At 61.5% G+C, this 13,033-nt stretch carries 12 protein-coding genes and 1 pseudogene; 8 read left to right on the forward strand and 5 right to left on the reverse strand.

The window, feature by feature from the left end; translation table 11 throughout:
* Positions 1–102 precede the first annotated feature (102 nt).
* On the reverse strand, positions 103–1,107 hold the full coding sequence (locus PH551_RS30230; RefSeq protein WP_285196133.1) for a ketopantoate reductase family protein: 1,005 nt from the start codon (positions 1,105–1,107) through the stop codon (positions 103–105).
* A gap of 154 nt (positions 1,108–1,261) precedes the next feature.
* Complete coding sequence (locus PH551_RS30235) at positions 1,262–2,113, reverse strand: oxidoreductase (protein ID WP_285196135.1); 852 nt, start codon at positions 2,111–2,113, stop codon at positions 1,262–1,264.
* A gap of 114 nt (positions 2,114–2,227) precedes the next feature.
* Between PH551_RS30235 and PH551_RS30240 the strand changes: the two genes are divergently transcribed.
* Complete coding sequence (locus PH551_RS30240; protein WP_285196136.1) at positions 2,228–3,115, forward strand: LysR family transcriptional regulator; 888 nt, start codon at positions 2,228–2,230, stop codon at positions 3,113–3,115.
* A 13-nt stretch (positions 3,116–3,128) separates the two neighbouring features.
* On the opposite strand, the gene PH551_RS30245 is transcribed toward PH551_RS30240, so the two are convergent.
* Positions 3,129–3,692, reverse strand: coding sequence for a nucleoside 2-deoxyribosyltransferase (locus PH551_RS30245; RefSeq protein ID WP_285196137.1), 564 nt, complete (start codon positions 3,690–3,692; stop codon positions 3,129–3,131).
* A gap of 81 nt (positions 3,693–3,773) precedes the next feature.
* Between PH551_RS30245 and PH551_RS30250 the strand changes: the two genes are divergently transcribed.
* Together PH551_RS30250 and PH551_RS30255 are read left to right on the forward strand one after the other, a co-directional pair.
* Entirely contained in the window at positions 3,774–3,923 is a 150-nt protein-coding gene (locus PH551_RS30250) for a hypothetical protein (protein ID WP_285196138.1), read from the forward strand.
* The gene (locus tag PH551_RS30255) at positions 3,923–4,966 is read left to right on the forward strand and encodes an alpha/beta hydrolase (protein ID WP_483315451.1); all 1,044 of its coding nucleotides are present in this window, start codon (positions 3,923–3,925) and stop codon (positions 4,964–4,966) included. The genes PH551_RS30250 and PH551_RS30255 overlap by 1 nt, the downstream gene beginning before the upstream one ends.
* Positions 4,967–4,999: 33 nt before the next feature.
* Here PH551_RS30255 and PH551_RS30260 read toward each other — a convergent pair whose 3' ends face one another.
* Both PH551_RS30260 and PH551_RS30265 read right to left on the reverse strand, forming a co-directional pair.
* Positions 5,000–5,623 (reverse strand): carboxymuconolactone decarboxylase family protein, encoded by a 624-nt coding sequence (locus PH551_RS30260; protein WP_085777838.1) that lies wholly within the window; start codon positions 5,621–5,623, stop codon positions 5,000–5,002.
* A 101-nt stretch (positions 5,624–5,724) separates the two neighbouring features.
* Positions 5,725–7,257 (reverse strand): sensor histidine kinase, encoded by a 1,533-nt coding sequence (locus PH551_RS30265; RefSeq protein ID WP_285196139.1) that lies wholly within the window; start codon positions 7,255–7,257, stop codon positions 5,725–5,727.
* A 264-nt stretch (positions 7,258–7,521) separates the two neighbouring features.
* Between PH551_RS30265 and PH551_RS30270 the strand changes: the two genes are divergently transcribed.
* The 5 genes and pseudogenes from PH551_RS30270 to PH551_RS30290 form a co-directional block, all read left to right on the forward strand.
* Positions 7,522–8,577, forward strand: coding sequence for a LacI family DNA-binding transcriptional regulator (locus PH551_RS30270; RefSeq protein WP_285196140.1), 1,056 nt, complete (start codon positions 7,522–7,524; stop codon positions 8,575–8,577).
* Positions 8,578–8,599: 22 nt separating this feature from the next.
* Entirely contained in the window at positions 8,600–10,213 is a 1,614-nt protein-coding gene (locus PH551_RS30275; protein ID WP_285196141.1) for an acyl CoA:acetate/3-ketoacid CoA transferase, read from the forward strand.
* Entirely contained in the window at positions 10,206–10,985 is a 780-nt protein-coding gene (locus PH551_RS30280; protein ID WP_285196142.1) for an enoyl-CoA hydratase/isomerase family protein, read from the forward strand. Before PH551_RS30275 ends, PH551_RS30280 begins: the two co-directional genes overlap by 8 nt.
* The gene (locus PH551_RS30285) at positions 10,985–12,493 is read left to right on the forward strand and encodes an aldehyde dehydrogenase family protein (protein ID WP_085777843.1); all 1,509 of its coding nucleotides are present in this window, start codon (positions 10,985–10,987) and stop codon (positions 12,491–12,493) included. The genes PH551_RS30280 and PH551_RS30285 overlap by 1 nt, the downstream gene beginning before the upstream one ends.
* A 98-nt stretch (positions 12,494–12,591) precedes the next feature.
* Positions 12,592–13,033, forward strand: a pseudogene (locus tag PH551_RS30290) (sugar ABC transporter substrate-binding protein); the annotation flags it as partial.

The following is a 13,033-nucleotide window of genomic DNA, read 5'->3' on the forward strand; positions in this document are numbered from 1 at the left end:
GATAACTTGGCGAGATTTTACCAGCATGCCGGTTAACGAAAAGTTGGAAATCGGCGCCGTGTCGGGAAAGGGATGATTGAATGGCCGCCGCTCTCCTCGTTGTCAGTTGCCGCGCCGGTTTTCCCGATCCAGCTGCGTTACCAGCGCCAGGATCGTCTCCGATACCGGGGTCGGCACGGCGATCAGGCGCCCAAGCGCCACCAGCATGCCCACAAGCGGGGTAATTTCGAGCGCCTTGCCGCCGATCAAGTCTTGCAACATCGAGGTTCGAACCCCGCCGATGTGGCGCGATTGCTCCAGCCGCTGCTCGACTGACATGGCGAAATGCGCACCGACCGCGTCGCCGACGGCGCGCACTTCCTTCATGACCTTGCTGATCAGATCCATGAGCGACGGATCCGCCATAATGTCGGTCATCAGCGCCCGCGTCAGAGCGCTGATCGGGTTGAAGGCGGCATTGCCCATCAACTTGCTCCAGATTTCGCTGCGGATGTCCGCCGTGGTCGTAATGCTGAGGCCGGCGCCGGTCAGCACCGCTGCTATGGCCGAAAGATCGGCAGACATTTCGCCGGAGGGCTCGCCAAGCACGAAGCGGCCGTTGTGAGAAAGCCGGATCTCGCCCGGGCTGGCAACTTCCGCACCTTGATAAGCGATGCAGCCAATCACGCGGTCGGGGCCGATCAGCCGCCAGAGCCTGCCGCCGGGATCGAGCTCGTGGAATTGCAGCTCCGCATATCCGCTCCTGGTATCGCGATGAAAATACCACCACGGAATGCCGTTGAGGATCATAACGACGCGGGTGCCTTGCTTGAGCAGACCGGCGATCCCCTCGGCGGCAGGCGGCAGCTGATGTCCCTTCAGGCCGGTGATGACGAGATCCTGTCGCGGCAATGTCTTCGGATCGTCGGTTGCCGTCACGCGCACCTTGAGCGGGGTTTCCGCATCGGCCCCGCGCAGGCTGAGACCGTGGCTGCGGATCGTATCGAGATGCGCTCCACGCGCGACGACGGAGACGTCGATGTCGTTATCTTCCTTGCCTGCGAGCTTGGCGGCGATAGCGCCGCCAAGGGCGCCGGCGCCATAAATACAGATGGTCTTGATGGACATGCGTTGCCTCTTCACGGGTCACGGTCTGACTTACATCTAGGCCATCCTCAGCGAGAGGCGAATGCCAATTTGCCGCAAGACCTTCTTTGCATCAATTCCAAGGCGCTGCCGCCGCATGCCCAAATCCAAATGCGGCGGGATTGGTCTTGGCTGCTCAGTCCCCAGGGGTTGCGTGGCTTGCAAAATCCGTGGAGACGGCAAGCTCGCGCCAGGCGGCCAGTTCCTTTTCGACACTCGCATGCTGCGCCTCGATCATGGCGACCGTATCGCTGCCGAATGGCATGCGCAGCGGCGGGTTGGCGGAGTTGACCATCGTCATGATGCCGGCAGCGAGCTTGGCGGGGTTGCCAGGCTGGGCGTGATTGGCCTCGGCGGCGAAACTACGCATGTTTCCGGCCGGCGTGCCTTCGTAATCGGCGATCGAGGCGGGGCTTATTGCCAGCGAGCTGTCGGCGAGGAAGTCCGTGCGGAAGAAGCCGGGCTCGACGATCGTCACCTTGATGCCGAGAGGTTCGAGTTCGGCGGCCATGGATTCCGACAATCCCTCGACGGCGAATTTGGTCGAGCCGTAGACGCCCCAGCCGGGATAGCCGAAATAGCCGCCGATCGAGGAGAAGTTCAGGATATGGCCGGCACGCTGGCGGCGCATATAGGGCAGCACGGCGCGTGTCACCTTCAGGAGACCGAAGACATTGGTGGCATAGATCTTTTCGATCTCTTCGGCTGTGGCTTCCTCGACGGCGCCGAGTAGGCCGTAGCCGGCATTGTTGGCTAGCACGTCGATGCGGCTGAAGCGGGCGATGCCGGCGGCTGCAGCCTCCTTCGCTTGCGTCTCGTTGGTGACGTCGAGGGCGACGGCCAGCAGGTTCGGATGATCCCCGAACTGCTCGATAATGGTCTTGGCGTTGCGGGCGGTGGCGATGACGGCATCGCCCGCTGCAAGTGCTTCCTTGGTCATCAGCGCGCCGAAACCGCGGGATGCACCAGTAATAAACCAGACTTTCATGACGAATTCCTTTGTTTGGTGTCGCATCTTTATGCTGACGGACTGAATTTGACCGAAATTCCGATGCTGTAGAAGATTTGTTATTATTGATTCTATGATGAGTGGAATTCAGCAATGCGTGCGACGGAACTTTCCGAACTGGCCGCCTTCGCGGCCGTGGCGCGGCACAAGAGCTTCCGCAAGGCAGGGGATGAGCGGGGCGTCACAGCCTCTGCCGTTAGCCATGCCGTGCTTAATCTGGAAGACAGAGTGGGCATCCGCCTGCTCAACCGCACAACCCGCAGCGTTTCGCTGACGGAAGCCGGCGAACTCCTGGTCTCACATCTCGCCCCGGCGTTCGGGGAGATGGCGACTGCACTCGATGCGCTGAACCGCTACCGCGACACGCCATTCGGCAGGGTGAGGATCAACGTGCCGAATTCCATCGGTTCCTTCGTCATCGGCCGTGTCATCGCCCCTCTGATTGAGCGTAATCCCAATTTGCAGCTGGAAATCAACGCGACCGATCGGCTGGTCGACATCGTCGAGGAAGGTTTTGATGCCGGCATCCGTTTCGGCGAGCGCGTCACGGAAGGCATGATCGCCCTGCGCATCAAGCCGCGCATCCGCCTGGTCGTTGTCGGTTCACCGGCCTACTTCGCAAGGCGTCCGAAGCCGCAAACGCCTTACGAGCTCAAGCGCCACCTCTGCATCCAGAACATGTTTCCCTCCGGTGCACGCTATGCCTGGGAATTCGAGAAGGACGGCCAGACGATAAGTTTTCAGCCGACCGGACCGCTTTCGCTCGACGATCACGAACTGATGATGCAGGCAGCGCTCGGCGGCGTCGGCCTTGCCTATATTTGGGAGCCTCGCGTCGCAAAGGCCATTGCCGACGGAGAGCTCGTCCAGGTGCTCGATGATTGGTGTCAGCCGGAGGAACCGCTCTATCTCTATTATCCCAGCCGCCGACACATGTCTGCGGGCTTTAGGGCGGTGATCGACGCGATTAGGGCGGAGTAAAGAGCTTCAATTCCTATCCGCGCATGCCAGCGATCGTCTGAAGCGCCTCAAAATAAACCGCCGGGTCGCGGGCAGGATCCGCCGGCAGAGTTGTCGCACGGAATACCCTGCCTCCCGTCGCCTCGACGCCTCCGTCGATCATCAGGTTGTCGGCCATGCCGTGATTTTCAATCGCGATGCCGTCAGGCCCGCGCGGGCGTCCGCTCGTCTCGTCGATCTCCATTTCCGCATACCAGATCGAGCGGACGCGCAGCCCATAGTCGTCGGGGTGGTTGGTATAGGCGAAGACCGATTTCCCGAGAGCAATCATGAAGCCGATCTCGTAGACCGTGCCCGGGTCGGCGCTGACGCCCCGAAACGGAGTGATGTTGGCGAGGCAGATTTCGGCCCGGCGCATGGCGACGTCATTGCGGGCGTAGATCTCCGCAGCCGTCCGCTTTATCGGCGTCTGGTTTTCGTCACTGCCAGGCCCCGTCGGTTCGAAGCCGAACTGACGCGCCAATCGGCGTTTCTCGGCCATGATGGGCAGTGCATCGGGGAGAAAGACTTCCGGGCCGGCAAGGTAAATGGTGGTCATCGGTATCCTTCATTCCTAAGCGAGCCGAAGCACGGAAGTTGAGGGCAGGGCGGGAGCCTATTTCCGATGGAAGCCTGCCAGATGGCAAGCCGCGCTGGCGGGGATTGTCGATTTTTTCCGGTCTCCGTTGGAGACTTGAAAAAGCGGAAGGTTGCGATCGTCACCCTTTTGACTCCGCTGGGCAAAGCGGCCAAAGATATGGCCATCGGCAGCATCATCGGGAGAGATTGATGAAGGGGCGGATTTTGTCGAATGCTGATCGAGGAGGGCCGAAGCGGCCCAGATATCTGTTTCCCGCCCTGGTCGTGCTGATTCTATCGTCTCCACTGGCGCTGGGACAGGAAATCGGGCCGCAAAGCCAGTCCTCGCATGCGCAGGTCGAAAAACTGCTCGGCCTCTGGAAGGAGCATTTTGCCGGCGCCGACAGTCTGCAAGAGCGCAGGGCTGCTTTCGCCAGGCTGATGGAAACAATGCCCGGGCCGACGCGCATCCAGGTTAGGCAGGTCGATGCCGACGGCGTGGATGGCGAGCTGATGTGGCCCGCCCGGCTTCATCACCCGATCGGCAAGAGGGCCATTCTCTACATTCACGGCGGCGGCTTTTCCGGCGGCTCAATCCGCACGCATAGCCTCTTCGCCGCTTCGCTCGCCAAGGCCGCATCCAGCGACGTGCTTCTGATCAATTATCGGCTGATGCCGGAATATACCTATCCCGCCCAGATCAACGACGCGCTGACGGCCTACCGTTGGCTTCTCGATAACGGCTATCGCAACGAGAATGTCGTCGTGGCGGGAGACGGCGCCGGTGGCAATATCGCGCTCGAGGCGGTGCTGCGGCAGAAGCAGGCAGCAAAACCCCTGCCGGCGGCTGTGATTGCGCTGAGCCCGATCACCGATCTCGCCGCGACGGGCGGAACGATGACGGCAAATGCCGGCAGCGACCCGCTGGTCGATAAGGCGTGGCTCGAGACTTTGCGTAAGACCTATCTTGGCAGCCGGCCTGCCACCGATCCCCAGGCCTCACCGCTTTATGCCGACATGACGGGATTCCCGCCGCTATTGCTGCAGGTCGGTTCCGGCGAAGCCCTGCTTGACGACACGCTGCGCCTCGCCGACAAAGCGCGCGAGGAGGGCGTGGATGTGACCACCGAGGTCTGGCCGGGCATGCCGCATCAGTGGCAGCTATTTCCCGCCATGCTCGACGATGCCGATCGCTCGAGCCAGACTATTGCCGAGTTTGCGATCCGGCATTTTGCCGACAAACCGGAAGAATAGGGGCCACAGCCGCCGGCGTCAGCCGACACTGCATCAATGCGATGTGCCGCCCGAGGGTGTGGGCGCCAGAGGCCGCTCGACTTCCCGGCCGACACTGAGCGCCTTTCGCACATTCGGCTCCAGCCGCTCGATATAGGCGTGATCGGGCGCAGCGCCGAGCGCATCCAGCATTTTCGAAAAGAAACAGCGGGCCGCTGTGGCGGCCGTGACGTCGAAGATTTCGGCGTCACTCAGCCCGTGTTTCTTCAATCCGTCTATATCCTGCTGCGTGACCGATGTCGCATCACGCGCCACCTTGGCTGCAAAGGTCATAATCGCGCGTTCGCCGGCATCGATCGGCGCCTTTTCGGTCTCGTTGACAACCGCCGTCAGCCCGTCGCTGGTAAATCCCTCGCGCAGCAGGACCGAGCCGTGCGCCAGCATGCAATAGGAGGATTTGAGTTCTTTGGCCGCCGCCAGCGTTACCAGTTCGTAGCGCCTGAGGCTCATATGGCCGCGAATGCTCGAAAGCAGCCCGGCCCAGCTCTCCATTACCTCCGGCCGGTGGCCGAAGGCACGATACATGTTCGGCAGATAACCATAATTCGCCTCGGCCGACGCGTACATCGACGTCGTCTTCTCGCTGGCGGATGCATCCGGGGTGTGAATGAAAGCTATGGCATGATCCTCCTCTATTGCGAGAAGGATAGGGTAGATATGCCGGACAGCAATCCCGCTCCGGCAGTTCGGGAACGAGCCATCGGCCATAGGCTGAATGATCAGGCAACATCGTTGCTCGCCAGTACGTCAGCGGCTCTCTTGATTGGAAGAGTGACGGTGAAGGTGGACCCGCACCCTCTTGCACTCCGCACCTCTATCGAGCCTTGATGCAGTTCGATGATCTGCTTCACAAGATTGAGGCCGATACCGGTTCCGGCAATCCCGGTCGACGTCCGCGCGCGGAAATAGCGCTGAAACAACCGGGGCACGTCTTCAGCATCGATCCCCACGCCATCGTCGCTGACCGAAACCTTGATATTGCCCGTCTCCTCCCATGCCGTGACACGAATTTCGGAGGTTCCTGGCGCGTATTTCACCGCATTCGACAGCAGATTGGTAAAGACCTGGCTTAAGCTGCGGGGATCGGCATCGATGAATTCCGGCAACCCGTCTATGTCAAGCACGAAACCATGCGTCTTCGAGATCGCCGACTGCCGCTCGCAGCATGTTCTGATCAACGTTCCCACGGCGCAGGCGTCATAACTGATATCGATCTTGCCGGTATCGAGGCGTCCGGCCGCCAGGATGCTCTCGATGAGATCGACGATCCGGTTCACTGATGCACGGATCTGTTCGACCTTGTCGTTGAGAAATTCGGCCTCGACCGTGCCGCCTTTCCGGAGCAGCCGCTGCGCGGCAGCATCGATGATTGCAAGCGGGGTGCGGAATTCATGTGATGCCATCGCCACGAACTGCCGCTGCAATTCGTTGATGCTCCGCTCCTGGGCGAGCATCCGCTCAAGTTCGCGCGCCTGCCGTTCGACCTCTGCCGTTCGGCTTTGCACCGTAATTTCGAGTTGATCATGATGGCGGCGCAGTTCTTCCGCCAGCCGCACGGTCTTGGTGACGTCCTCGTGGGTCGCCACATATCCGCCGTTCTGCATCGGATTGTGGGTGATTTTGATGATGCGCCCGTCGGTAAGCGCGATGTTCTGGCTCGCCGGCGCACCGAGTGCCGTCGCTTCGAAGACGACGTCAAAATAGGTGGCGGTATCGGCCGGACCATTTCCCTGCCGACATCGATAGGCGAGAATGTCCACCAGCGGCGTTCCGGGCTGCGTCAGAAAGTCCGGAAGATCGTACATCCGCGCATAGGACGCATTGGACAATATCAGCTTCTTCGTCGAATCGAACATGCAGAGCCCATGCGGCATATTGCTGAGGGCTGCATCGAACCGGTGATGCTGTTCCGTCAGATTGTCTTTTACGCGGATATGCGTCGAGATGTCTTCATAGCTTAGGATCCAGCTTCCCTCTCTCGAGGGAGCGCAGGTCAGTGAGATCATCCGTCCGTCAGACAGTGCAAACTGCGAGGTGTGCGGTCCGCCGATCGTCAACCCTGAACAAGCGGCTGCCTGGCAGTCAGCGGTGCCGGGCAAGCTGTCGATGTTCATTCCTCTGCGCAGAGCGCCATTGGGAAGGCCCAGAATATCAAGCGCGCGGGCATTGAAAGCCGTCAGCATATTGGCAGAGTCAAGGAGAACAATGCCCTGCGGCAGGTTCTCCAGCATGGCTTCAAATGAATGCGGCATCTCCGGCCCCGCTTTGGATCTGGCACGTTCCCGATCCCCAGCATTGGCCACAAACGATAAAGTTTCGCTAATGCCTCTGGACAGGAGTTCCTTGAGGGCAGTCCATGCCTCGAATTAAATCGTTCCAAAAAAGAATTTCGCCCTGCGGTGTCAGGACGACGGAGTAATGTCCACACGACGCCGCTTTAACGGAAATACCTCTTGACATATTTGGAACGTTCCAAATAAATATGCATTAGACGACGGTGGCGTCGGGAGGGCGAAGTGACAAAAAACCGGGTGACCGTGATCGACATTGCGAAGGCCGCTGGCGTCTCCAAGTCGACGGTGTCGCTGGTGTTGCAGGGCTCCTCCCTCGTCAACGAGGGAACGCGCGCAAAGGTCAATGCCGTGATGCGGGAGCTTGGCTATGTCTACAATCGCGGCGCGGCCAATCTACGGCAGGCGGGTGCAAAATCGAGGATCATCGGCGTGGTCGTGAACGACCTGACGAACAGCTTCTTTGCCGAGCTGGCGGTGGGTGTCGATATGGTCGTTCAGTCGGCCGGTTTCGTGCAATTCCTGTCGAATACCGGTGAGAGCATCGACAGGCAGCGCGAAGTTGTCGCATCTATGCGCGAACATGGCATTTCGGGCCTGATCGTCTCGCCGGCGCGCGCCACCGATGCCGCCGACTTCAAGCCACTGGTCGCGGCAGGGATTCCCGTCGTGGTGGTCGTTCGAAACCTGCCGGGCGCTAAGGTGTCGTCCATAGTCTCCGACAACCGGTCCGGCATGATGTCAGCCGTTCAGCATCTGGTGGGTCTCGGTCATAAGCGTATCGCTTTTCTCGGCGGTTTTCCCGATACCGCTGTCTTCGACGATCGCCTTGCCGGTTACCGCAGCGGAATGGAAGCGGCCGGACTCGGCTACGACGAGGCACTCGTGATCTCGTCCGCCCCGTCGCGAGCGGGCGGCGTCGAAGCGATCGGAAAAGCGATTGCTTATGGCGATAGGCCCACTGCAGCCGTCTGCTTCAACGATGCAGTCGCCTTCGGAGTCTGCGACGGATTACGTGCGCGCCGTCTGGAGCCGGGCGCCGACTTTGCCGTCGTCGGTTTCGACGACGTCATCGAGGCTCAGGCGGCGGTTCCGGCGCTGACGACGGTCTCGGTCGATCCACAAGGCATCGGCCGCCGCGGCGCGCAGATGCTCCTCAAGCAGATCAATGCCGGCAAGGCCGAAGCGGAGACGGTGACGACAGCCGTTCGGCTCGTCGTCCGCGAAAGTTGCGGCGCCGGCACAGCCTCGCAGGCGAGGGCCGGCGGAGCGGCAAATTGAAACGGGGTTCGAAGTGACGCACATGAAGAAGCATTTGACACCAGCCGAAGCGGCGGCACTGATCCCGGACGGCGCCGTTGTCACAGTGTCGTCGTCGAGCGGTCTCGGCTGCCCCGACCTGATGCTGAAGGCGATCGGCGAGCGTTTTGATGCGACCGGCCATCCCCGTCACATTACAACCCTTCACCCGATTGCCGCCGGGGATATGAGTGGCATCAAGGGCGTCGACTATATCGCCAAGAAGGGACTGCTCAAATGCGTCATCGGCGGCTCTTATCCCTCCGGCCCGTCGATGGCCGAACCGCCGCTGATCTGGCAGATGATCACCAACAATGAGATTCCGGCCTATAACATTCCCTCCGGCATTCTCTTCGACATTCACCGCGAGGCCGCCGCCAAGCGGCCGGGCGTCTTGACCAAGGTCGGCATCGACACCTTCGTCGATCCGCTGCGGCAGGGATGCGCGATGAACGAACTGGCTTCGAACGATCCGGTGGTCAAGCGCGTCAGCTTCGAGGGCGACGATTGGCTGTTCTTTCCCTCGATCGTTCCTCAGGTCGCCATCATTCGCGCTACGACGGCCGACGAACGCGGCAACCTCACATATGAACATGAAGGCGCCTATCTCGGCGGTCTCGATCAGGCCCTTGCCGCCCGCAATAATGGCGGGATCGTCATCGCGCAGGTTAAGCGGATCACCAAGGAAGGCTCGCTGAAACCGCATGAGGTCCGTGTGCCGGGAATGCTGGTCGATTATGTCATCGTCGACCCCGATCAGAAGCAGACGACGCAGACCGGTTATGATCCCGCTATTTCGGGAGAGATCTTCCGCCCGCTCGATAGCTTCAGCGTTCCGGAGTTCAATGTTCAGAAAGTCATTGCGCGTCGCGTCGCGCAGGAACTTCAAGCGGGAAGCTGCGTCAATCTTGGCTTCGGCATCTCGGCCAATGTGCCGCGCATTCTGCTGGAGGAGGGGCTCCACGGCGCGGTCACCTGGGTCATCGAACAGGGCGCGGTCGGCGGCGTGCCGCTGCTCGACTTTGCCTTCGGCTGCGCCTCCAACGCCGATGCCTATATGCCGTCTCCCTATCAGTTCACCTATTTCCAAGGGGCAGGCTTCGATGCATCGCTGCTCTCCTTCCTCGAGATCGGCAGGGACGGTTCGGTCAATGTCTCCAAGCTCTCCTTCCGGCCGCATGTGACGGCGGGTGCCGGAGGCTTCGTCGACATCACGGCGCGGGCGAAGAAGATCGTCTTCTCCGGCATGTTCAACGCCGGTGCGAAGCTTTCGATCGCCGATGGAACTCTGCTCATCGAGAGGGAAGGCAAGCTGAAGAAGCTGGTGAACGAGGTCGAACACGTCACCTTCAGCGGCAGGCGGGCGATCGAGCAGCGGCAGGACATCACCTATGTCACCGAGCGGTGTGTGATGAAGCTGACGCCCGACGGCATCGTGTTGACCGAGATCGCTCCTGGGGTCGATCTGCAGGCTCATATCCTCGACCAGTCCGAGTTCCCGCTGATCGTCGCGCCTGATCTGAGGGCGATGGACGCCGCGCTCTTCGCGGAGGCAGCGATCGGCCTGTCGCTTCCCGCCAAAAGGGCACGGACGCTGGAGGGCAGCTTCCATGGCTAGCGGAACCGTCAGAATAGACATCGACGGACATGTTGCGACCTTGACGATTTCTCGTCCGGAGAAGCTGAACGCGCTCGATCTCGACATGCTGAAAGCTTTGGCGGAGGCCGCCGATGCGGTTGAGGCAAACGCCAATGTGCGCGCGGCCATTCTCACCGGCGAAGGAAAAGGCTTTTCCGCCGGCGGCGATATCAAGGCCTGGGGCGGAATGCTACCGCAGGAATTCGGTCATTCCTGGGTTCGCCACGGCCACCGTATCTTCGAAAGACTGGCGACGCTCAGGGTGCCGCTGATCGCGGCCCTGAACGGCCATGCCCTCGGAGGCGGGCTTGAGCTTGCAGGTGTCGCCGACATTCGCCTCGCCGAGCAACACATCAAGATCGGCCTGCCGGAGACCGGCCTTGGAATGGTGCCGGGCTGGTCCGGGACCCAGCGACTCGTGCGCCGCTTCGGCGCGCAGGCCGTCCGGCGCATGGCGCTCGGCGGCGAGATTTTTACCGCCGAGGAGGCGCGCCTGCTCGGGATCGTCGATGCGGTAGTTCCAATCGGAAACGCACTGGCCGCCGCCAGGGACTATGCTGAGCGGATCGCCGCAAGGGGGCCGGCGGCCATCGAGATCGCCAAGTTGATGATCGCATCGGCGAACGGCGAAGACAATGGAACCGCGGTGGAAGCCCTGGGCTCGATCCTCGCCGCCAAGACCGGCGATCTGAAGGAGGGCGTCGCATCATTCAGCGAGAAGCGCCCGGCAACGTTCAAGGGAGAATGGTAATGACGGTCCTGGTCAACCCCACCGCGCTGAGCGATCACAAAGCGCGCGATTTCCAGATGCTGATCGACGGCAGATGGGAGGCCGGCAGCGCCGATCCCATCGAGCGTATCGCGCCGAGCCACGGGGTCGTGGTCAGCCGCTTCCCCACAGGCAGCAAGACGGATGCCGAGCGCGCCATTGCTGCGGCACGCAAAGCATTCGATCTCGGGCCGTGGCCGCGGATGACCGCTTCCGAACGGTCCGCCATCCTGCTCAAGGCTGCCGATCTGATCGCGGCGCGGGCAGAGGAACTGGCGTTTCTCGATGCGATCGAGGCGGGGAAACCGATCACCCAGGTGCGGGGTGAAATTGCCGGTTCGATCGACATCTGGCGTTACGCGGCGGCGCTTGCGCGCGACCTTCACGGGGAAAGCTATAACACGCTCGGCGACGGTACGCTCGGCGTCGTGCTGCGCGAAGCGATCGGCGTGGTGTCGATCATCACGCCCTGGAATTTTCCGTTCCTCATCGTCGGTCAGAAGCTGCCTTTCGCCCTGGCAGCGGGCTGCACGACCGTCGTCAAGCCCTCGGAACTGACATCGGGATCGACGCTCGTGCTCGGAGAAATCCTGCAGGAAGCAGGTGTTCCGGATGCCGTCGTCAACATTGTCACCGGTACGGGACCTGAGGTCGGCTCGGTCATGACGTCGCATCCCAACGTGGATATGGTGTCCTTCACCGGCTCGACCGGAGTCGGCAAGTTGACGATGTCGAATGCGGCGCAGACGCTGAAGAAGGTCTCGTTGGAACTCGGCGGCAAGAACCCGCAGATCGTATTCCCGGACGCCGATCTCGATGCCTTCGTCGATGCCGCTGTGTTCGGAGCCTATTTCAATGCCGGCGAGTGCTGCAACGCCGGCTCGCGGCTGATCCTCCATAAATCAACCGCCTCCGACATCGTCAGGCGGATTGCCGAGCTGTCGAAGGGAGTGAGGGTCGGTGATCCCCTAGATCCCTCGACGCAGGTCGGCGCGATCATCACGCCGCAGCATCTGGAAAAGATCTCGGGATATGTCGCCGGTGCGAGGGGCAGCGGCGCTCGCGTCGCCCATGGCGGCGAGACACTCGATCTCGGCATGGGGCAGTTCATGTCGCCGACGATCCTCGAAGCGGTGACACCCGATATGGCGGTGGCGCGCGAGGAAGTCTTCGGCCCGGTCCTGTCGGTTCTGACGTTCGAGACGACTGCCGAAGCGATCCGGATTGCAAATTCGATCGACTACGGCCTGTCGGCTGGCGTCTGGAGCCGCGATTTCGACACCTGCCTGACGATCGGCCGGTCGGTGCGGGCGGGCACGGTCTGGATGAACACTTTCATGGACGGCGCCTCAGAGCTTCCCTTCGGCGGTTACAAGCAGAGCGGCCTCGGCCGCGAGCTCGGCCGCCATGCGGTCGAGGATTACACGGAGACCAAGACGCTGAACATGCATATCGGCAAGCGCACCAATTGGTGGATGCCGCGAAGCTAAGGCCGGCTTGGCCGGCAGCGAAGCTACGCCTGAGGAGGGCGGGTGATCGGATGCGGGAATGGTTCCGCATCCTCCAAACTGAACTGGGAGGTTCTTTGATGCGTAAGTTTCTGACAACGACTGCGGTGATCGCATTGGCTCTGGCCGGCGCCGGCGTGCCCGCCCGCGCTGCCGACGTCAAGGAAGTGCAGATGCTGCACTGGTGGACGTCTGGCGGCGAGGCGGCCGCGTTGAACGTCCTGAAGGAGGATCTGTCGAAGGAAGGTTTTGCCTGGAAGGACGTTCCGGTTGCCGGCGGCGGTGGTGATGCGGCGATGACGGCGCTGAAGGCGATGGTGGCGGCCGGCACTTATCCGACGGCCTCGCAGATGCTGGGCTATACCGTGCTCGATTACGCGCAGGCCGGCGTCATGGGCGACCTGACGGAGACGGCCAAGAAGGAAGGCTGGGACAAGTCGGTGCCGGCCGCACTTCAGAAGTTCTCCGTCTATGACGGCAAGTGGGTCGCAGCCCCCGTCAACGTCCACTCGGTCAACTGGC

Origin of the sequence: Rhizobium atlanticum (genome assembly GCF_030182485.1) — a bacterium.
GTDB lineage: Bacteria > Pseudomonadota > Alphaproteobacteria > Rhizobiales > Rhizobiaceae > Rhizobium.